General features: G+C 62.2%; 18 protein-coding genes and 1 pseudogene. 18 read left to right on the top strand and 1 reads right to left on the bottom strand.

What is annotated here, in order from left to right:
- Positions 1-4: 4 nt before the first annotated feature.
- From GGR45_RS19680 to GGR45_RS13535, 3 genes and pseudogenes are all read left to right on the top strand, one after another.
- Positions 5-1,798 carry a DEAD/DEAH box helicase gene (locus GGR45_RS19680; protein ID WP_232479914.1) on the top strand — a complete coding sequence of 598 codons (1,794 nt, stop codon included), beginning with the start codon at positions 5-7 and terminating at the stop codon, positions 1,796-1,798.
- Positions 1,799-3,823: 2,025 nt separating this feature from the next.
- Positions 3,824-3,961, top strand: a pseudogene (locus GGR45_RS19685) (recombinase family protein); the annotation flags it as partial.
- Between the two features lie 183 nt (positions 3,962-4,144).
- Positions 4,145-4,393 carry a helix-turn-helix domain-containing protein gene (locus GGR45_RS13535; RefSeq protein ID WP_043061479.1) on the top strand — a complete coding sequence of 83 codons (249 nt, stop codon included), beginning with the start codon at positions 4,145-4,147 and terminating at the stop codon, positions 4,391-4,393.
- 304 nt (positions 4,394-4,697) lie between these two features.
- Here GGR45_RS13535 and GGR45_RS13540 read toward each other — a convergent pair whose 3' ends face one another.
- Positions 4,698-5,372: a Hin recombinase gene (locus tag GGR45_RS13540; RefSeq protein ID WP_240456340.1), complete on the bottom strand. Its 675-nt coding sequence runs from the start codon at positions 5,370-5,372 to the stop codon at positions 4,698-4,700.
- A 270-nt stretch (positions 5,373-5,642) separates the two neighbouring features.
- Between GGR45_RS13540 and GGR45_RS13545 the strand changes: the two genes are divergently transcribed.
- The 15 genes from GGR45_RS13545 (at position 5,643) to GGR45_RS13615 (ending at position 20,095) form a co-directional block, all read left to right on the top strand.
- The gene (locus tag GGR45_RS13545; protein WP_246358229.1) at positions 5,643-6,320 is read left to right on the top strand and encodes a muramidase; all 678 of its coding nucleotides are present in this window, start codon (positions 5,643-5,645) and stop codon (positions 6,318-6,320) included.
- Entirely contained in the window at positions 6,320-6,673 is a 354-nt protein-coding gene (locus GGR45_RS13550) for a hypothetical protein (RefSeq protein ID WP_043061496.1), read from the top strand. The genes GGR45_RS13545 and GGR45_RS13550 overlap by 1 nt, the downstream gene beginning before the upstream one ends.
- Entirely contained in the window at positions 6,670-7,275 is a 606-nt protein-coding gene (locus tag GGR45_RS13555) for a lytic transglycosylase domain-containing protein (protein ID WP_175312628.1), read from the top strand. Before GGR45_RS13550 ends, GGR45_RS13555 begins: the two co-directional genes overlap by 4 nt.
- The gene (locus GGR45_RS13560) at positions 7,272-8,573 is read left to right on the top strand and encodes an LPD7 domain-containing protein (RefSeq protein ID WP_061780302.1); all 1,302 of its coding nucleotides are present in this window, start codon (positions 7,272-7,274) and stop codon (positions 8,571-8,573) included. The genes GGR45_RS13555 and GGR45_RS13560 overlap by 4 nt, the downstream gene beginning before the upstream one ends.
- Before the next feature lie 20 nt (positions 8,574-8,593).
- Entirely contained in the window at positions 8,594-8,920 is a 327-nt protein-coding gene (locus GGR45_RS13565) for a TrbC/VirB2 family protein (protein WP_052814291.1), read from the top strand.
- Entirely contained in the window at positions 8,913-9,254 is a 342-nt protein-coding gene (locus tag GGR45_RS13570) for a VirB3 family type IV secretion system protein (protein ID WP_082049400.1), read from the top strand. Before GGR45_RS13565 ends, GGR45_RS13570 begins: the two co-directional genes overlap by 8 nt.
- On the top strand, positions 9,247-11,613 hold the full coding sequence (locus GGR45_RS13575; RefSeq protein WP_043061483.1) for a VirB4 family type IV secretion/conjugal transfer ATPase: 2,367 nt from the start codon (positions 9,247-9,249) through the stop codon (positions 11,611-11,613). The genes GGR45_RS13570 and GGR45_RS13575 overlap by 8 nt, the downstream gene beginning before the upstream one ends.
- A gap of 1 nt (position 11,614) precedes the next feature.
- A complete protein-coding gene (locus GGR45_RS13580) occupies positions 11,615-12,340 on the top strand; it encodes a TrbJ/VirB5 family protein (protein WP_043061484.1) in 726 nt (241 codons plus the stop codon).
- A 1-nt stretch (position 12,341) separates the two neighbouring features.
- The gene (locus tag GGR45_RS13585; RefSeq protein ID WP_043061485.1) at positions 12,342-12,611 is read left to right on the top strand and encodes a hypothetical protein; all 270 of its coding nucleotides are present in this window, start codon (positions 12,342-12,344) and stop codon (positions 12,609-12,611) included.
- Between the two features lie 42 nt (positions 12,612-12,653).
- Positions 12,654-13,706 carry a TrbL/VirB6 family protein gene (locus GGR45_RS13590; protein WP_241769379.1) on the top strand — a complete coding sequence of 351 codons (1,053 nt, stop codon included), beginning with the start codon at positions 12,654-12,656 and terminating at the stop codon, positions 13,704-13,706.
- Positions 13,707-14,146: 440 nt separating this feature from the next.
- The gene (locus tag GGR45_RS13595) at positions 14,147-14,824 is read left to right on the top strand and encodes a VirB8 family type IV secretion system protein (RefSeq protein WP_043061486.1); all 678 of its coding nucleotides are present in this window, start codon (positions 14,147-14,149) and stop codon (positions 14,822-14,824) included.
- 1 nt (position 14,825) lies between these two features.
- Positions 14,826-15,833, top strand: coding sequence for a TrbG/VirB9 family P-type conjugative transfer protein (locus GGR45_RS13600; protein ID WP_052814292.1), 1,008 nt, complete (start codon positions 14,826-14,828; stop codon positions 15,831-15,833).
- 1 nt (position 15,834) lies between these two features.
- Entirely contained in the window at positions 15,835-17,145 is a 1,311-nt protein-coding gene (virB10, locus tag GGR45_RS13605; RefSeq protein ID WP_061780303.1) for a type IV secretion system protein VirB10, read from the top strand.
- Position 17,146: 1 nt separating this feature from the next.
- A complete protein-coding gene (gene virB11 / locus GGR45_RS13610; protein WP_043061310.1) occupies positions 17,147-18,169 on the top strand; it encodes a P-type DNA transfer ATPase VirB11 in 1,023 nt (340 codons plus the stop codon).
- Positions 18,170-18,181: 12 nt separating this feature from the next.
- Positions 18,182-20,095, top strand: coding sequence for a type IV secretory system conjugative DNA transfer family protein (locus tag GGR45_RS13615; RefSeq protein ID WP_061780304.1), 1,914 nt, complete (start codon positions 18,182-18,184; stop codon positions 20,093-20,095).
- The last annotated feature ends 95 nt before the right edge of the window (positions 20,096-20,190 follow it).

The following is a 20,190-nucleotide window of genomic DNA, read 5'->3' on the forward strand; positions in this document are numbered from 1 at the left end:
CGCCATGTCCGAAGAGATGCGGCGTGCCGTCGCAGAGCAAGTTCGCACTTCGCTGGCCATCGAAAACGCGTTATCCCGCCCACAGGCTCGCGCCTTCGTGCGTTGCTTGCAGACGACCTGGCAGGTTCCCACGATCCATTGGTCGGCGCGTGAGTCTGAGAGTCAGCTGAGTGACGCGCGCCGTCTTCTTCATGCGGCGCACATTTTCCGCACAGTGGATGGGCCGACGTGCCCTGGCGCTATCGACTGCTATCGCCGCACGGGCGAACTGCTTGAGTGGTTGGCGCGGGCAGATGACGGCCTGCGCACGATCGTACCAATCGAATTGCTCGCGGCCGGTGCCTACCAACTTGGCGGTTTGCCGGCGATGGCAGCCGGCTTGCTCGCCCAGGTGCCGTCCGATCAGGATGGGGTCAGCCTGCTCGCTGCCTTCCTGCGCGCCGACTTCGACGATGTCATCGCGCGCGCCGCTAATTTCTGGAGCGAGCACCCACATCTCACCCAGCCTGACCAGGGAACGTTGCTCGCAACCGCGCTCCTCGAATCCGACGAAGCCGGCGAGGATGGCGATCGCGTCACCTGGTACTTCACCATCGAATTAGTTCGCACTGTCGGCCTCATCGCCGACTGCCTCCGCCGCGGTGACGATCCACGCCTGGATCGCGCAATGGCCAAGTTGCGCGCGCTCGACGAGATGGCAGCTCGGACCTTCAGCGACGATGCAGCGCTCGTTCTTTCCCTGATCCGGGATGTGGCCGATCGCTTCGTTGCCGCCTCCATCTACAAACCCCTGCGCGCATTAGCTGTGCTCCGGCCAGAGCGGCTTTCCAAGCTCACCGATTACGCGCGTGACCAATTCAGTCGCGGGCGCGGTATCCTTTGGACATCGCAGCTGCAGGGACTGGAACGGCTACTACGCGACGACTCCTTCGCGCTTTGCACGCCGACCGGATCAGGCAAGACGTTGGTGGCCAACATGGCGATCGTCAAAGAATTGCTCCTGCGTGCGGAGCCCGCAGCGATCGGACCGTTGGCGCTTTATATCGTTCCCTCTCGCGCGCTGGCGAACGAGGTCGAGGCGAAACTGACCTCGGAGCTTGGTCGAGAGTGCCTGATTACGGGTCTGTATGGTGGCGCCGACTGGGGCATCACGGATGCCTGGCTGACGACCGACCGTCCGGTGGTGCTTATCGCTACGGTCGAGAAGGCTGACGCGTTGATGCGCTATCTCGGGCCCATCCTCATAGCGCGCATCAAACTCCTCATTATTGACGAAGCCCATCAGGTCGTACCCGACGCTGACGAGTCCACCCGCGTAAGCTTCGCGGAGCATAGCAATCGGGCCATCCGGCTCGAGACGCTGGTTTCGCGTATCGTCGCGCGACAGCCGGAGGTCGTACGCATCGCGCTCACCGCCGTTGCAGGGGGGGGCCGCACAGCCCGTTGCGCGCTGGATCGAAGGCCGCGGGGATGCTCAGGCCGTTGGCGTCCGCTATCGCAGCACCCGCCAGGTTATCGGGGTGCTGGAGACCGCAACGAACGCATCAGGTCGTATCCTGCTCGACCTCATGAACGGCCGCCCGCTTTACCTCCGGGGCGAGGAAGACCCGGTGTATCTTCCCCTCCGCGTTGCACCGATGCCTCAGCTTCGCTCGCAGTGGCGCAACAGCCTCAATCGCTTCAACACGTTGAGCGTTTTGTGGACCGCCCTGCATCTCGTAGAGGAGGATCAGCGCATCCTGATCTCGGTCGCGCAAGAGCCCGAACAAACGATGCGCTGGTACAAAGAAGCGCTTGAGCTGCCAGCTTGGCAGGCGATCGTCAATTTTACGCCGCCCCGGGGCCGCCGTGGTGAGCGCTTTGACGAGGCGCGAGCCGCTTGTCAGGACTATTGTGGAGCCGATAGCTTCGAGCTTTTCCTGTTGGAACGGGGAATTGCCACCAGCCACGGTCAGATGCCGCAGCGTCTCCGTCGGTTGATGGTGGAGATGATCGATCAGCGTATTTGCCCGATAACGGTCGCGACGGCGACATTGACGGAGGGTGTGAATCTTCCGTTCGATCTCATATTTTTGACCTCACTGAAGCGCACATCGTGGGATCCAGTCGAGGAGGAGCAGATCATCGCTCCGCTTAGTACGGCGGAGTTTCGCAATCTTGCCGGACGCGCTGGGCGACCTGGTGCATCGCGAGGGATTGAAGGACTGACCCTGGTCGCTCTGCCCCGCCAAATTTCAACCACTGCCACTGCGAGCCGCCCCATACAGCGTCGTCAGCTGGCAACCTTGAGTACGGAATACGACCAGCTGCGTGATGCGCTTGTAATAGAAGAGCGTGATGCCGATAGTGTGCCCAGCCCCCTGGCGATGCTGCTGGAACTGATCTGGGATCGCGCGCATCGGCTGCTGCAGGTATCGCCAGACGACTTCCTCAACTGGCTCGAGGCGACGGCGCCCACGACCGTCAGCGCAGCAGCCGGCACTGGAGCGACCGACCCTCGTGCCCGACTTGCGGATGCCATGGATGAGCTTGATGGCTTGGCGTTGGCGGCCGTGGAGGAACTTCAGCAAAGCGATACTGCTGCAATGTCGCGCGCGCAGATCGAGGCACATCTGAAAAGCGTTTGGGAGCGCACGTTCAGCGCAACAGCAACCGCCCAAGAAGCATGGCTTGAACAAGCATTTATTCGTCGCGGTTCCGGCGTAGTCACCCAGCTCTACCCTGACCGTGCCGAACGCACTCGCCTCTACCAATTTGGCTTCACACCGGTGATTGGTCGCCGGTTCGAGGGAGTAGCGACCGCGATACTTGCGGAAATCAGCAAGGCGGTAAACTACGGGACCGCTAGTCCAGAAGAACGGATCGACGTGTTCGAGCGGATCGGCGATCTCATCAAGGACGATCGCGGCTACGGTTTCCGCGTCCGCCGGACCGATACCGATGAGCGTCTGCTTGACCGCTGGAATGACGTCCTTGGGTGGTGCCTCAACGAACCTGATGTAACACCCCCTGCCCCCGATCAACTGCGATCTTGGCAGCGTTTCGTCGCCGACAACCTCGAATACCGTCTTGGTATGGCGTTGGGAGCCGTCGTTGCGCAGGCTTGGTCGCTGGGGGCAGCCGATCCGTTAGCCATCCCTAGCTTGAGTGATTGGAAGGCTACGACCGGTCTTCCGTGGTTCGGCTTTTGGGCACGGGAACTCCTACGCTGGGGTACGCACGATCCATTCATCGCCTTCTGTCTATCTCAGGGTTTGGCGAAGACACGGGATGAAGGCGCGAACCGCCGCGCCGACTTTAATCGCTGGCTGACATCTGCTGAACCAGCCCCCGAACCGGACGCGTTCATCGATCCGCAGCGCTTCCTCGAGTGGCAGAGGTCACTCGCCAGGAAGGCCACCGAGGACAAGCCGACTGCGCAGTTTGACGCCGTGCTGACCGGCACCAACGGACAACGCGGGCACTATGCCGTGGTACCCGTACTGCGGGATAATGAGGTTGTTTGGATCGACCCAGCGGGCTTTGAGCTTGCGATCACTCCGTCGGCACATACACTTAGCCGAAAAGCACGCCGGAGCGACTACGCGCTCAACACCGGTTCGGCTAACCCCACCGTGTCACGGCGCTTTCGTCCGGCGTAGTCCCTCGCGGCGTTCCCTAAGAAGCCAAACTTAGCAAATCGACCCAGCCAGTCTTTTGGGCATACCTCTGAAAGACTGGAGCGCGCTCAGTCTCGTTTCCGTCAAACGACGTTCAAAAAGGACTGGACATAACAAGACCGTTCATCAAGCACTGAGGTACGTTCGTCCGGGCCTATCTCCGCGCATCGATCGCTGAACAGGACGCCAACCGCGCTCGCGCCGCGCTGGATGCGTTCGCCGCCTCACATGGCCTCCGGATCGCAGCGCGCTATGTCGAACACGAGAGCGGCACTCGCCTAGCCCGACCGGAGCTTTTTTGACTACCGGACGGGCTGGACAACGACATCGGTCTAGCGGCCCACTGGACCCAACGTGCGCCGCAAGAGCATTGACGAAGCGTGGCGTCCTGCGGGCGTGGCCCAGCCTTGCCGTGATCCTGCGTTGAGCGCCGCGCCTCGATGCAGACTGTGGGACTTACACGAAAAACTTGGTAGCGCTGCATCATGCCAAAGGTAATCATCGCCGATAACGTCAGGCTGCCTCTCGCCGAGCTTTTCGGCGGAAGGCTCAAACAGCGTCGCCTTGCTCACAACATGACGCAAGCCCAACTCGCCGAGCGGACCGGCAGCACGGCCGCCTACATTTCGCAGGTCGAGCGCGCACAGGCCAATCCGACGCTCGATCTCATGGCGAAGATTGCCGAAGTTCTCGACACCGATGTGTGGGATTTGCTTCGTCCGAACAACGACTAGGAACCTAATCACTCCGAATTAATCGCTTCTTGCATCCAAACACGGCGTTGTTCCTTTTACGCTGGCCTCCTAAATCCAATTGGGTAGCAATCGACTGCTTCGAGCAACCGGACAAAGCGGTATCTGGTCTATCGTATGGAGTGTCGGCGTGAGCGATGGTAAAGCGATGCGACGTCGCTTCGGTCTGAGGATCGCGGCGCTGGCAGATCGATCCGGGCTCTCTGTTGAAGTCCTGGCGGCGCGGGCGACACTTTCCGTGCAGCGCATCAAGGATATCATGGGCGCGACGTCAGACTGCGTGACGTTACGCGAGATGACGCTGCTTTCTAATATCCTCATCACCCCCGTCGCTGATCTTCTTGCTCCTTCTGACCCGGTCGGGATCGTACCGTTCGAGAAAGTTGAACAAGGTGGAGCGCGACACGCGTAGCTCCTGGGCGACATCGGTTGCCGTCGCCCCCGGTGACTCCAGCCTCGATTTGATCGCAGGCAGATCATCTGGGTCGAGAAGCCGTTTGCGCCCCCGCGACGCTGTCTCGGGATGTGTTTTTAACCCGTGCAAATAACGATGGTGCCCATCAAGGGCGCGGATCAGCGCGTGAAGCTTGTCGTCAGGTGCGGGTTCGATGACAACGCCCGCCGCTACGATCTCGAACGCGATGCCGCGGCGGAGCATCCGGTCGATAAGGCGGATCAACGTCGGGGTGGAAAGTGTGATACACGACAGATCATAAACCACGACCCTGTCGCCGGCCTCAAGTTGGAGACCGCTGCGTGCGAGCAGATCGCCCAGCTTGTTGAAGCTCTGACGGCCCGCAACGACGATGAGCGCCTCGGAGTTCATGGCGGCCTTCTGATCGTCGATCGTCGCCGATCCTTGGCATTCCGCGAGGAACGCGACGACTTTTCCCACCCCTGCCCTCCTCTCGATGAACGGCGCCAGCGCCACCGTGTGCCGGGCGCGAATTCTGTAGGTCAACCATAGGCTCCGAGCAACACGGTGCGCGTCGAAGACCGGCCTGACCACGCAACCGCCGGCACCCAGGAAGGCCGTTAAAGCGACTCTGCCGAATTTCCATCTTGCGTCATTTTCGTTTTAGAGTTTATTTGGACTGCACCAGATGGACGGAGCATCATGCTTCCAGCGGCACTCACAGCGAAGGCAATCCAGCTCTGCGCAGCCATGGTTGGACCCGCTCAGCCAATCTCGGCGGGGTCCTTTCCGGTTGCCGTGATCAGCGGCGCTACCTTGCTGCGAGAGCCGCAGAACCTCGCGGATGCGGAAGCGACGGTACGCGACCTTCTCGCCCTCAGGGCCGACTTCACCGCGGGTCCGCTCCAGATCGCGGGGCGCCATTTTACGACCTTCGGGGTCACTCCATCGACGGTGTTTGATCCATGCAGTCTCGCGCGTGTCGGCGATGGCGGCCGCGGATCGCCGCTCGCCGGTACCGAAAGCGTATCAGATGTGGTCAGCCTGCTTCGCAAGGCGTTCGGCGCCCGCGTCACCGATACGATCCGACCGGCGAATGCGACATATGGGGCCCGCTACAGCTGGCACAAAGTCGGACAAGCCGTCGACTTCGTGCCGGCTGGCGGCGTCGGGACGATCGATCGTTGCCGGATCCGGGCACTGATGGCCCAGCACGGCATCCGGATCATCGAGCTCCTTGGCCCAGGCGATCAAGGGCATTCCAATCACTGGCACGTCGCGTTCGCCCGCCCGGGACAGACCATAGACCGGACGCAGCACATCGAGGACGGCGAAGACTGGTTCTTGGACGTCGCGCGGAACGGTAGCGGGCAGCAACCCGCCGGAACCAGGCAGCTGGACGCGGTCCCCGAGGGGTCGGTTGCCGAGCCGAGACCTGCGGCGTGGGACGTCTTCGCGACGACCGGTCCTCGTTCGCTTCAAGGAGGTGGATGATGCTGGCACGGACTCTCAAGACGATCTCGCAGAGCGCAGCGGGCGTCGTGATCCCCCTTGCCGGCGTGTTGGCGATCGCGGTGCCACAGCCGGCACGCGCGTCCGACTGGGGTTGTCAGGTCGTTCTGTGTCTCGCGACACCGGGCTCGCCGACGACCTATCCCGCCTGTGTGCCACCAATTACGAAGCTCTGGCAGCATCTCGCGATCGGTGGCGTGTTCCCCAGCTGCATCGGCGTCGGCATCCGGACGCGTCAAACGAAACATGGCTACAGCCTCACCGTCTCTAAGTCAGATGGAACGACGGCACGCTACCAGCTCGACACGCGCTACCAGACGGTGACGTCCCAATGAGCTACGACGTACCGGCCATCATCGCCTTGGCGAAAGCCTGCGCTCCCGAGATCGCGACCGAAGCGATCGTGCCGCTCGTCCTCGCCGAGAGCGGCGGCGAGCCGTTGCAGATAAACGTGAACAAGGGTCCCCGTGTTCGCGCAAGAACAGTTCCGGAGGGAGCGGCGCTGGTACGCCGCTATATCGCGGCGGGCTACACGGTCGACGTCGGCCTCGCCCAGATCAACTCAGCAAATTTCACCCGTCTCGGCGTGACGATCGAGAGCGTGTTTGAGCCATGCAATAATCTTCGTCTTGCCTCGGTGATCCTGCAGCGCAGCTACGACACCGCCGCCCGGCATTATTCGGGGTTGGACGCGATCTCTGCGACGTACTCGATGTACAACACCGGGTCCCTCACCCGTGGTCTACGCAACGGCTATGCAGGCCGCGTCTGGTCAGCCGCGGTGAACCTGGGGTCCATTGAAACCGCTCCAGCCCTGCCAGGAGTTGACACTGCTGCGGCGACACGCGCGGCTTCGGCGGCACACCCAACGCTGACAGCCCAAGACCAATGGGTCGTCGGCCCGCTTTCGCCGACCACAGTCACGGTGTTCAAATGAGCGGCGCCAACAGCATCGTCCGGGACGACCGAATGCCTGTGGTTCCAGCCGAGCCGGCCGGCTTCGAGCTACCACCGGCCCTGGCCGGGCGATACGACGTTCGTGTCGTTGACGGTGCCGATGGCGAGCAGCGGATCGGTCTCTTCCGGCCCACTGATCGCGATGGACCCTCGATCGAGATCACGAACGATCGCATCGTTGCGCGAAGTGAGGACGCCGAGACGGTGGCCGCCCTCGTGACAATCGCGCAGCATAGCGGCTGGGATCGCATCGCGGTCGACGGGTCGCCGGAGTTTCGGCAGGCCGTTTGGGAGGCCGCGACCCGCGAAGGACTTAGGGTCAGTGGCTACGATCCCAGCTTCAACGAGCAAGAGCGCGTGGAGCAGGCCAGACGCGCATCGAAGGAGCGCCGCGAGCGCGACGCTCAGCAGGGAGCCGCTGCCCCGCCGCGCATTGACATTGTCGGCGAAACACATCCCAAGGCAGCGATGACTCCGCCGGAGGCGGATGGCCGCGGCGCGCTGCGCGACGATGACGGAAACGCGTTATCGAGCGGCGACCGAAAGCTCCTCCTCACGGTCAGCCGGCATATCGAGGACCGCAAAAGTCTCGATGCGCCCCTGCGTCCAGGCATGGATGCTTTCGATCGCGACGTTCGATCGGAGCGCCTCGATCATAATCGCGAGGCAGTAAACACGTCTCTGGAGCGCGCCCTCGAGAGCCCAACGCTGGCTGCGGCGTTCGAGCAGGTGGGATACGGGCCGGACCGGTTGCGCTCACTGGACATGGTCGACGAAAGCCATGGCGAAATCGCCGACGCGATCGCTCGCGTGCGATCGGGGATGCACCGCGAAACCCCTCATCTAGAGGCAAGCGAGCCACAGCGCGCCACCAGCGCCATTGCCGATGAACTAGAAGACGCCGCCCGCACGAAGCATTCGGCCGCCGGCAGCGGAACGCTGATCGACCGAGAGCCGACTGTCGGGGAACGTCAGGACCGCGACGCGAGTGCGAGACAGCGCGAGAGCGAAGAACTGGCGGAGATCTTTCTGAACGGGACCATCGATCGCGTCTCGGCCGATCCACGGCTCGCCGGCGCGCGCGAGGCACAGGCCGCGATGGAGCTCCATATCGGCGAGGTCTTCGGCGGTGATGCGGGCCGCATGGCAACCGCTAACCTCGAAAGCCGACAGATGATTTCGGACGTGCTGCGGCGGGGGTTCGAGGTTTCAGTGCGTGAGCCGACCCCGGTTCGACAGGTCGAGCCGATCCAGATCCGATCCGACATGGAGCGGTAGAGCTAGCGATGGAGACCCCTATGAAGTTTACGTCGAACATGGGCAGGCTGATGTCCGATCGTCGTGCCCGGCAACTGATCGGCGTCGCCGGCATGATTGCTCTCGCCGCGATCGCGCAGCCGGCACTTGCCCAGAGTAGCGGAACCGCAATCGAAGGCGGGCTCAACACCATCAAGGACTGGATGGTTACGGTTGCCGGCGTCGTCGGTGTGATCGCGGTCATGGCAGTCGGTTATGCGAAACTAACGGGCCGCATGGACTGGGGACGCGCCGTCACCGTGCTGATCGGCATTGGCATCATCTTCTCGGCGACGACGATCGTCGGCTGGATGAGCTCGGGTGGCTGAAGCCGACAAATTGGCGGAAGATAAGGTCTTCCTCGCCTTGACCAGGCCGTCGGTCTTCATGGGACTGCCGCTCGAGGCGATCATGCCGATCATCATGGTCTGCATGGTCCTGTGGGGGATCATGCATAACCCGTTCTATCCCCTGGCATTGTTCGGCGCGCTCTACTTCCCGGCGCGGATGGTCGTCCACTACGACTACAATGCCTTTCGGTTGTGGGGCCTTTGGTTCCAGACGGTTTTCCTGTCGAAGAACCGGAAGTTCTGGGGTGGCGGGAGCTATTCTCCCGTCCGCCTCGGGAAGGCCGTTAGACGCAAGCAGTTCGGCAATGACTGACACCCGGCTGCAGCACAAGCGCGTTGCCGTGCGCGAGACGGACGACGTCAAGTTCATCCCCTACACCCGGCACGTCGACGACACAGTCGTAGCCCTCGAAGACGGCTCGCTGATGCGACTATATCGCGTCGACGGACGGCCCTTCGAGACGAGCGATATCGCCGACCTCAACACCTGGCACACCAAGCTCAACATCACCTGGCGATCGATCGGTGACGATCGTGTCGCATTGTGGACGCATCTCGTTCGAACAGCGACCGATCCGGTCCTCGGCGGTGACTTCCATTCGGATTTCGCCCGGCGGCTGCAAGATCGCTACTCTGAGGCGTTGAGGGAGAAGGTCCTCTACCACAACGAGTTCTATGTTGCGGTCATCGTGCGGCCATCGAGCATGGCCGGCGACCAGGTAGCGCGCTTCTTTGGACGACGGAGTAGCCCCGACGAACTCGACACGCGCGCGTTGGCGATCATGGCGGACAAGTGCCGCGACTTTGAAACGCTGCTGGCGGACGCCGCCCCCGAGCCACTGTCACTCTATGAACATGACGGCATCCTGTTCTCGAAGCCCATGGAGGTGCTGCACTTCATTCTGACGGGCGACCGCATCCGCGTGCCCCTGCTGGATGGCCGTCTGGGACAGGCGCTGTACCAATCCCGCGTGGTGTTCGGCCGGGAAGCGGCCGAGATCCGGCTGCCGCACAAGTCGCATTATCTCGGGATGTTCGGCGTCCGCGAGTATGTCGCGAGCACGCGAACAGGGCAGTTCAACAGCCTGCTCAAGCTCGATTTCCCCTTTGTGCTGACGCAGAGCTTCGCCCCGCTGGTAAAACAGGCCGCTAGCGAGCGCTTTTCCAAGAAATACAAGCAGATGACGTCGTCGGATGATGCCGGCGTCAGCCAAGCGATCGAGCTTCTGGACGGCCAGGACGAACTCATGGCGAACAGGTTCGTCATGGGTGAGCATCACCTGTCGATCTCGGTAATCGACGACGATCCGAAACGGCTGCTCGAGCGGCTATCGATCGCGCGCTCGGCCGCGGCGGATACCGGGATGGTCATGGCGCGCGAAGATGTCGCGCTCGAGGCGGCGTTCTGGGCACAGCTGCCGGGCAATTTTCGAATGCGGGCACGTCCAGCGGTGATCAACAGTCGCAATTTTGCTGCGTTGAGCCCTTTCTACACGTTTCCTGCAGGACGCCGATCGGGCAACCATTGGGGTGAGGCGGTCACGCTGCTTAAGACGCGCGCCGGGTCGTCCTTCTGGTTCAACTTTCATCGCGCCGACATCGGGCACACGCTGATTATCGGCCCGACCGGTGCGGGGAAGACCGTGCTGCAGAACTTCCTTCAGGCGCAGCTCGAAAAGACCGGCGCACGGCAGATATTCTTCGACAAGGACCGCGGCGCCGAAATTTTTGTCCGAGCCTGTGGAGGCACCTACCTGACGTTGCGCAATGGCGAGCCAACCGGCTTTGCGCCGCTAAAGGGGTTGCCACCTACTGCGGAGAATATCGCCTTCCTCCGTCAATTCGTCCGCGTGCTAGTTCGTCGTGAGAACCGGCCACTCACGGTTGCCGAAGACCGTCTCATCGATGACGGCATCGACGCCGTCATGCGGCTTCCCTCATCCGCTCGCTCAATGGGCGCGCTGCGCGAGATGCTCGGCTACGCGGACGCCGAGGGGATCGGCGCCAGGCTCGAGCGGTGGTGCCAAGGCGGATCGCTAGGCTGGGCCTTTGACGGCCTGGTCGACGAGGTATCGTTGTCGGCACGGTTCGTCGGCTTCGACATGACGCAATTCCTCGAGAACCCGGAGATCCGCACGCCTACTATGCTCTACCTGTTTCACCGGGTGAACGAGCTGCTCGATGGACAGCGGGTCGTCGTCGATATCGACGAGTTTTGGAAAGCGCTGCAGGACGAAGCCTTTCGATCGTTCGCGCAGGACGGACTGAAGACCTTCCGCAAGCGCAACGCGTTCATGGTCTTCGGCACGCAGTCACCCGCGGACGCGCTGCGCTCTCCGATCGCCCATTCGATCATTGAGCAGACGGCGACCAAGATCCTCCTGCCCAACTCGGATGCGAAGCGTTCCGATTATTGCGACGGGCTGGGACTGACGGAAGCGGAGTTCCGGCTGATCCGCGAGGATCTGACGCCGGAGAGCCGCTGCTTTCTCGTCAAGCAGGGCCACACCTCCATCGTTGCCAAGCTCGACCTCGGCGGCATGCCAGATGAGCTGAAAGTCCTGTCCGGACGGGCAGAGACCCTGATCGCCATGGATGAAGCGATCGCCGTCGCCGGCGACCATCCAAACGACTGGCTGCCACTATTCTACGTTAACGAGAGGAAAAGCTGACATGCGGATCAAACGGACCTTGCTCGGCCTCGCAGCATCGGTCGGGGTGATCGGACTCGCCGCGCCCGTCGCGGCGCAGGGCATCCCGGTGTTCGACACGACGACGTATCTCCAAGCGTTGCAGACCGCCCGTCAAACCCTGACCATCGTCGACCAAGGAAGGCAGCAGATCCAGACGGCCGCCAACCAGTTACAGTCGCTGCAGAAGCTCACCAACATGAGCGAGATCGCCTCGACCCTGAACCTGCCTCAGGTGCGCAACCTCCTCCCCGACGCCAATACCGACGCAGCAACGTTGCTATCCGGCAACCTTTCGAGGCTGGGGCCGCTCGGCAACCTCGCCTCGAATATCCAGGCAAGGTACCGTCTTTCAGGAACCGGATCGTCCGACGCGGACGCAGCCTATGATCTGGCGTTGCGAAACGCCACGGGGGCCGCAGCGACGACCGCGGCACTCGGCGAAAACACCCTGAACGTGACCCAAGCACGGACCCAGGGCCTCGATCAGCTCCGCCAGCAATTGGCGAGCGCCCGCGATCCGAAGGATGTCATGGACCTGCAGGCGCGCATCGCGGTCGAACAGGCGCAGCTCCAGAACGATATGCTCAAGATGCAGGCGGTCCAGATGGCCCAAGCCGGTGCGGCAAATCTGGCCGCAAGTGCTGCGCTGGTATCCGCAGGCCGCAACGAGTCAGCGTTCTTCGAGGCCAACACGATCCGGAGGTAACATGCGTCGGTTCATTTCATTATGTGGGCTACTGACCGTCTGCGCGTGCCAACAGCAAGTCTCCATTCCCACCGCCAAGCAACTTATCGCCGATCGATCGCTGCTGACCGAGTGGCAGGGCAAATGTGACACTGGCGAATACAGCCAGCTTTCGCCGGCGCGAAAGGCCGAGTTCTGCGCGACCACGCAGGAGGCCACCATCTCCGTCGCACAGATGCAGGCGGGCAAGAAGGATTCGGATTTCTTCAAGGCGAACACGCTGAGGAAGTGATGCTCGTGCGGTGTCGGTTCGCAATATCAGGACGGGTTTAGCATGGCCGCTCCCAACATCATGACGTTGTTCACGACCATGTATGGGTACGTGGAGAGTGCCATTGCCGGTGCCGTCGCGACCTTCGGTTCGGGCCTTGTGAGCTTCGTCGCGGCGCCGCTTGCACTTGCGGCCACGATCTACTTCCTGTTGCTCGGCTTCGCTGTCCTGCGGGGTGCTATCCAGGCGCCACTCCGGGAGCTCGTGTTCCAAGCTGGAAAGGTCGGCTTCGCGCTCGCGGCGGCCAGCGCGGTCGGCTATACGACCTTTGTCGTCAACATCGCGACCGACCTGCCAGCCCAGATCATCGCGGCAGGGTCGGGGACGCCAGTCACCAATCCGGGCACGACGTTCGATACCTATGTTGCCGACACCGGCAAACTCGGTCAGCGAATGGTCGACGCGAATACAAAGGTCCAGGCGCAGGCTTCGCGCGGCCTGACTGACTTCCGGACGCCGCTCATTCAGCTGACGTGTTCATTGGTCACCTATATCTGCATCGCAATCCTATACGTCTTTGCGTTTCTGTCGGCGTCGATTGGTTTCTGCATCGTCATCTTCGCCAAGCTGTCCGTTTCGATCTGCGTTGCGCTCGCGCCACTTGCTCTTGCCTGCTTACTGTTCAACTCCTCGCGGTGGCTGTTCGATGGCTGGTTGAAGCAGACCACCAACTTCGTTCTCCTGATGGTCATCATGGCGATCATGACGAAATTCATCACCGGCCTGCAGGAGGCCGCGATGGACGGCATCCTGGGTTCAATTGGCGACGGTACCATCTTTGTCACCACCGAGAATACGTATCTGACACTCAGCGCCGGGGTCATGGTCGTGGCGACGATCTCCTGCTCAGCGATCTATATCGTCGGCTCGATCTTCTTTTTTCAGTCCCCCGCCATCGCCTCGGGGATCGCCGGCGGCGCCTCGTCCAGCGGCCATGGCTTTCTGATGACGGGTGCGAACATGATGGCCAATCGCCTGATGTTCCGGCGCGCGACCCAGGCTGCCACTCCAGCCAATCGGGCGGCGAGCGGCGGTTCGATCAATCGCGCGGCATGACCATAGCGATGAGCATCGTCCAGATCGGATCCAGGCCGCTGGATCCAGCATCACCAGCATTGGAGATCGTATGAGAGGCTTAGCCCTGGTGGCGATCGGCACGATCGCGCTTAGCGGATGTGCCGGCGCGCAACTCAAGAAGCCGGCGGTCTGCGACGGCAAGCATCGACGGCCAGCGAACGCCTACGGCAGCGTTCTTCCGACGCTGCCGATCCCCGTGCCTGTATCGCAAGCGGCGGCACGATCAATGATCGCCCCGCCATCCGGCTCCGCGCCACCGCAACAGCCTGCGTCTGCCCCCGAGATCCCGACGCTACGAGGCTCGGGCACGCCTTCCTCATCGTCGGGCCGCGAGATCCTAGGTCCGGCGGCCAAGCCCCGCCTGTCAAACCGGATCGTCGCTCGATCCTACCTTCCATGCTGATCAGGGGGACGACGCCATGCCGGCGGTGAAGGCCGAGAAGAAGGACGAGTATTTTCAGACGTCACGGACCTGGGAATACGATCGCTTCCGCGCTGCCGCAGGACGCGAGAAGCTCGCTTGGATCATCGCGGCAGTCGCGGTGGTATTGGCGATTGTCGCGGTGGCCGCCGTCGCGATGCTGACCCCGCTCAAGACGGTTGATCCGTTCGTGATCCGCGTCGACCGATCCTCGGGTGAAACCCAGATCGTCACGGCCCTGAAGGGACCGCAGCCCCGCACCTACGATGAGGCGGTCAATCGCTACTTCATCGCGCAATACGTCCGGCTACGGGAGGGCTGGCTCAACGATGCAGCACGCGAAAATGCCTATGCCGTCATGCTGATGAGCGATCAGAACGAAGCACAGCGTTATCTGAACAGCGTCCAGTCAAGCAACAGGAATGCACCGTCCAATATTTATGGTGACAAAGGCTTCGTATCGATTTCGATCCGGTCGATCAGCTTCCTCAGCCAGACCGTCGCGCAGGTCCGCTATTCCAAGATCATTACCTACGGACAGAGCGCTCCCATCGCACAGAATTGGAACGCCATCCTGACCTTCAAATTCACGACAGCCCCCGAGCATGAGAAAGATCGCAACATCAATCCGCTCGGCTTCCAGGTCGTCAACTATCGCTCTGATCCGGAGGCGTGACATGAACGAGCCATCGAACTCCCGGGTGAACCCGGATCGTGTCGTCGTCCCGTTCCTTCCGGCGCTGCGTCGGAGGGTCGAGGAGCGGCTGTCGCCTTCGATGAGCAAGCTGACCGTGACGAAAGCGGGCGCGACGAGCCGGTTCTGGCGAGGGATTGGAAGGATATGGCATCGGCTAGTCGCCTTCTCAGCGGTCGGGCTCATCGCGTCGACGATGATCCCTCGTCCCGCGACCGCCTCTGAGGTCCCTCGCCCGGGGTCGAAGGACACCCGGTTGCGAGACGTCAATTACGATCCCGATCAGGTTGTCTCGATCGTCGGCAGTTTCCGCCATGCCATCGAGATCCGATTTGGACCCGGTGAGACGATCACGCAGGCGGCGCTCGGGGATACGGTATCGTGGCAGATCGCGCCGGTCGCCAACATCGTGTTCCTGAAGCCCCGGGAACGCGCCGGGCCCACCAATTTGATTGTCGTCACCAATGCGGCAGGCGTGGCTCGCACCTATCACTTCAATCTCTCGTTGGGGACGGCCGGCACGATGTACGGCGTCCGCTTTCGTTATCTGCGCGAGGAGCGCGCGGTCGCCGCTTTGCAGGCTCAGGTCGCAGAGGCGCAGGCCGCCAAGGCGATCGAGTCTGGTATTACCACAGCGGCGCTCGACCATGCCGTGATCGAGGGTCAGCGGAACCTGAACTATACGGTGCAGGGCGACGTGGCACTGCAGCCTAGCGAGGTATCGGACAACGGTGAGTTCACTGTTCTGCGATATCCGGGTCATGCCGACGTTCCGTCGATCTTCGCGGTCGACGTCGATGGTACCGAAACCATCGTTCCCTACGACGTGCGCGAGGATTTCGTCGTGATCCATGCGGTGTATCGGGAGTTGCGGCTCCGTCGCGGCACCGCCGTACTGTGCATCTTCAACGAGGCCCCTCCCCGCAACGTCCGGGGTGACCGGACCGGCACCGTGTCCAACGTCGTCGAGCGCAAGGTGAAGGACCAATAGCATGGCCGAGACCATCATCGATCGTGGCGGGTCGATCGGCCCCGAGCCGATCGCATCGCAACAGCCGGACACCATGGTGGCGCGTAGCGGCGGCTGGGGGAATATTGCCCTTCTGAGCGCTGGGATAGGGCTTGTCGGCGCAATTAGCGGCATAGCCATCGGGTACGGTGCCTTTCATCGACCGGTGAACGCGACCAACGCTGCCGCGCCTGCGAAAGCTAGCGATCGCAGCGTTGACGAGGTGATGGCCAATCCAAATGTCCAGCGCGCCGCGCTCGCCAATCAGCTCGGCCAACCTGGCGCTCCCGCAACCGATATCTTCGGTCGTCCCATCACGCCGGCGACACCGACGGTCGACGCGAGCGGCAATGCGAATCCTGCGGCGGGTGTCGTGGCGAACCAGGGTCCGACCGCAAGTGGCCAACAGACGCCCGCTCAGCGCCGCGCGGAACAGGCAAGGATCATGGCGGATGCAGCGCGCCGATCGCCGATCATGGCGTTCGGTGCGACGGGTCCGACCCCCGAAACATCCGGATCGGCAAATGACGCGACGAGAGCTTCGCAGGATCCCGGTGGGGTCCAAGATGGCAGCGACCTCCAGACCGGGCGGTCGATGGTCGCTCGTCGTGATGTCGGCGCGAGCGGCTTCAATGACCAAGGCGAAGGCACTGCAACGGCAAAGGGCGCTACGGACCTCGGCGACCAGCTGAGCCATTCCGGCATTCAGACGGTGCGCGCGACGATGGTGGGCGACCGCAGTCTCCTCCTCAGCGCCGGAACCGTCATCCCTTGCACGCTGCAGACGGCGATAAACTCGACGCAGGCGGGCTTTGTGTCATGCGTCATCAATCACGACGTCTTCTCGGAAAACGGCCGCATCGTGCTGCTCGACAAAGGCACGAAGGTGCTCGGCCAGTATGCAGGCGGGATCACGCAAGGTCAGGCGCGCCTTTTCGTTCTCTGGACCCGGGCACTCACCCCTCGCGGCGTCGCGATCAACCTTGGTTCGCCGGCGTCTGACAGTCTTGGGCGCGCGGGATTGCCGGGCGGGGTTGATACACAATTCTGGTCCCGCTTCGGCCTTGGCCTCGTTATTTCGGTCTTGGAGGACGCCTCCAACATCGCGAGCCGGGCGGTTCAAGGGGAAGGAACCTATTCGACGCAGGTTCCGGGCAACACCGCCAATACCGTTCTTCAACAGACGATGCAGATCAGGCCCGTCTTGAAGAAGAACCAAGGCGATACGGCGGCTATTTTCGTCGCGAAGGATTTTGACTTTCGGTCGGTCTACGAAGTGCGCCTGAGGCGCTGATATGGCGTCGGGTTCAGCCTCGCTGCTCTACGCTCATAACGCGGCGCCGATCATTCGCCATCTGGAGCGCGCCGACGTCACAGAACTCGTCATCAACGAGCCCGGCCTGATTGGACTGGAAACTCGCGCGGGTTGGGAGTGGCACGAGGAGCCTTCGCTCGACAGTTCGTCTTTGATGACGCTCTCGCGGCTCATCGCCGGCTGCACCAAACAGGATGTCAGCGCTGAGTATCCGATCGTATCATCGGTCCTTCCAGGCGGTGAACGAGCGCAGGTCGTCGTTCCACCCGCAGTCGAGCAAGGCTTCATCTCGATCACGGTACGCAAAGCATCCGGTGTCTCGATGGACCTCGACGATTTCGATCGGGCCGGTCTTTTCAGTGAGGTGCGTGCCAAAGGGCTTCACGAGGAGATCGATGCGGCGTTGCTCGCGCGGCGCGCGGCCGGTGATTGGAAGGCGTTCTTCCGACTGGCCGTGGAAGCGAAGAAGAACATTCTGATTTCCGGCGCCACAGGATCGGGCAAGACCAGCTTTTCGAAGGGGCTCATCAAGCTGATCCCCGACCATGAGCGGATCCTGACGATCGAGGATACGCGCGAGCTGGTCGTGCCGCAGCGCAACCGCGTCCACATGATGTACGCCAAGGACGGCAAGGGGCTGCAGAAGGTCGGGGCAAAAGAGTTGCTGGAGTCTGCCCTTCGCATGCGCCCTGATCGCATCCTCCTCCAGGAGCTGCGCGATGGAACGGCGTTCTTCTACCTAAGGAACGTCAACAGCGGTCATCCCGGATCGATCACCACCGTCCACGCCAATACGGCCGAGGGCGCGCTCGAGCAGCTCACGCTCCTGGTGAAGGAGTCGGACGGCGGAAGCGACCTCGACCGCCATGACATCAGAGCATTGCTGCGGTCGCTGGTGGACATCGTCGTGCAAATGGACCGGCTGCCCCCGCGAGACGGGCAGCCTGCGCGCTATCGCATGACGGAGGTGTGGTTCGATCCGGCGGGTAAGCCGCGAGACTGAGGAGGGTCGCGCGTGAGCGGCAAGTGGGTCCGGAGCAGCGAAGGGTCGCAACCCGGCGCAATCATCTTTCTAACGGTGATCGGCCTTGCGTTCAGCGCGGCGATCGGAGCCGTCGCAGTCCTCTGCCGCGCGCATCTTCTCAGTGCCAAGACACCGTGGCTGAAGGTCCCGGCGGCCCTGTGGTCGATGCGTGCCTATCCGATCATCTACAAGCCGTTCATCGTCGGTTTCGGGATCGGACTGGTGCTCACCGGATTTCTGATCGCGTCTTCGCTCTTCCGGCGGCAGACCCTCCATGGCGAGGCGCGCTGGGCGCGGCCGGGCGAGGTTCGCAAGGGCAAGCTGCTCGGCAAGGCAGGCATCGTCCTGGGCAAGTTCGGCGGAAAGGTGATGCGCTTCGACGGATCCGAGCACGTGCTGCTCGAGGCTCCGACCAGGGCTGGCAAGGGCGTTGGCGTCATCATTCCCAACCTGCTCGACTGGCCCGACTCCCTAGTAGTTCTCGATATTAAGCAGGAGAATTGGGACAACACGGCCGGCTATCGCCTGAAGGAGCTGGGCCAGCGTGTCGTCCTGTTCAACCCGCTTGATCCATCCGGACGGACGGCTCGCTACAATCCGCTCAGTTATATCGATCGTCGCAATCCGGTCGAGGTGATCAACGAACTGCAGAAAATCGCGGTCATGCTGTTCCCCGATCCGCTGACCGGCGACAAGTTCTGGGCCGAGGGGGCACGTACGGCGTTTCTTGGCGTCACGGCCTATATCGCTGCGACGGCCGACGATGGCGAAGACGCGCTCCCCTTCACGTTCGGTGAAGTCTACCGGCAGTTCGCAGCTGGCGACGCGCAGCGACGGTTCCCGAAGATCATCGAGCAGCGCAAAGCGACCGGGAAGCCGCTGTCTGGGGGCTGCGAATCTGCCATCCGTGATTACACGTCGTCGTCGGCGAACACGTTCACGGGGCTTCGTCAGTCGGTGACGGCCAAGGTCAATGCGTGGCTGAACCCCTATGTCGATGCCGCCACTTCGGAAAGCGACTTCGATCTGCGCGACTTCCGAGATGAGCGTATCTCGCTGTATCTCGGTGTCTCGCCCGACGACCTCGATCGCGCCGCGCCGATCTACGGCTTGCTGTTCCAGCAGCTCGTCGACCTGAATGTGCGCGAACTGCCAAAGGGAGATCGGCACCGGGTGAAGGTGCTTCTCGCGCTCGACGAATTCGCCAGCCTCGGCAAGTGCTCCGTCCTGGCGAACGCCTTCAGCTACGTCGCCGGCTATGGTCTCCGGCTGCTTCCGGCCTTCCAATCGATCGAGCAGATCCAAGGCGTCTACGGCGACAAGGTGGCGGCCGACATCGAACGCAATTGTGCCGTGCGGCTCATCCTCCGCCCGGCAGGGCTGTCCGATGCGAAGAATATCTCCGAGCAGCTTGGCACGTACACGTTCAAATCACGATCGCGCTCGATAGGGACCTGGGGAGGCGGGGGTGGCTCCACGTCGCTGTCCGATCAGCGCCGCCCGTTGATGCTTCCCCAGGAGGTTGAAATGTTGCCAGAGGACGATCTCATTGTCTTTCGGCGTGGCATGTATGCGACCTATGGCAAGAAGGTTCGATACTATGCCGAGAAGAAGCTCGCGGCACGCACACGGATCGCGCCACCTGCCATGCCGATGATCCGGCTCGATCCCGCGGTGGCCCGCAATAGCTTGAGGGTCATTCAGGCAAGCGAGTCCGGCGCGGAGGACGCTGCTGCGATTGCCGCTTCCGGCCTCGCGTCGCCGAATTCAACCCATGGGAGCTCTGATCAACGGCGTACCTTGCTCAGTCGTACCGCCGTGGACGCAGCCTTGGCTGTGCCTCCAAGCGCACGAACAAAGGAGCTGTTCGATCATCTGATCGCACTCAACATTCGGGTCGCTTAGTTTCTCGGCAATCGCCGATGGCCAGATAATTAGACCCTCAAAGATCAGCATGGGCGACGCGATCCCACACGCGGTCATTCACGACTTTTCTTCGG

The sequence above is a fragment of the Sphingomonas zeae genome, from assembly GCF_014197135.1.
In the GTDB taxonomy this organism is placed as follows: Bacteria; Pseudomonadota; Alphaproteobacteria; order Sphingomonadales; family Sphingomonadaceae; genus Sphingomonas; species Sphingomonas zeae.

Excerpts from the sequence above, each read along its gene's own strand:
- GGR45_RS13560 (WP_061780302.1), top strand. The coding sequence starts at position 7,272 with ATGAGCGGCGCCAACAGCATCGTCCGGGACGACCGAATGCCTGTGGTT.
- GGR45_RS13595 (WP_043061486.1), top strand. The coding sequence starts at position 14,147 with ATGCCGGCGGTGAAGGCCGAGAAGAAGGACGAGTATTTTCAGACGTCA.
- GGR45_RS13585 (WP_043061485.1), top strand. The coding sequence starts at position 12,342 with ATGCGTCGGTTCATTTCATTATGTGGGCTACTGACCGTCTGCGCGTGC.
- GGR45_RS13565 (WP_052814291.1), top strand. The coding sequence starts at position 8,594 with ATGAAGTTTACGTCGAACATGGGCAGGCTGATGTCCGATCGTCGTGCC.
- GGR45_RS13580 (WP_043061484.1), top strand. The coding sequence starts at position 11,615 with ATGCGGATCAAACGGACCTTGCTCGGCCTCGCAGCATCGGTCGGGGTG.
- GGR45_RS13600 (WP_052814292.1), top strand. The coding sequence starts at position 14,826 with ATGAACGAGCCATCGAACTCCCGGGTGAACCCGGATCGTGTCGTCGTC.
- GGR45_RS13575 (WP_043061483.1), top strand. The coding sequence starts at position 9,247 with ATGACTGACACCCGGCTGCAGCACAAGCGCGTTGCCGTGCGCGAGACG.
- GGR45_RS19680 (WP_232479914.1), top strand. The coding sequence starts at position 5 with ATGTCCGAAGAGATGCGGCGTGCCGTCGCAGAGCAAGTTCGCACTTCG.
- GGR45_RS13555 (WP_175312628.1), top strand. The coding sequence starts at position 6,670 with ATGAGCTACGACGTACCGGCCATCATCGCCTTGGCGAAAGCCTGCGCT.
- GGR45_RS13550 (WP_043061496.1), top strand. The coding sequence starts at position 6,320 with ATGCTGGCACGGACTCTCAAGACGATCTCGCAGAGCGCAGCGGGCGTC.
- virB10 (WP_061780303.1), top strand. The coding sequence starts at position 15,835 with ATGGCCGAGACCATCATCGATCGTGGCGGGTCGATCGGCCCCGAGCCG.
- virB11 (WP_043061310.1), top strand. The coding sequence starts at position 17,147 with ATGGCGTCGGGTTCAGCCTCGCTGCTCTACGCTCATAACGCGGCGCCG.
- GGR45_RS13590 (WP_241769379.1), top strand. The coding sequence starts at position 12,654 with ATGGCCGCTCCCAACATCATGACGTTGTTCACGACCATGTATGGGTAC.
- GGR45_RS13535 (WP_043061479.1), top strand. The coding sequence starts at position 4,145 with ATGCCAAAGGTAATCATCGCCGATAACGTCAGGCTGCCTCTCGCCGAG.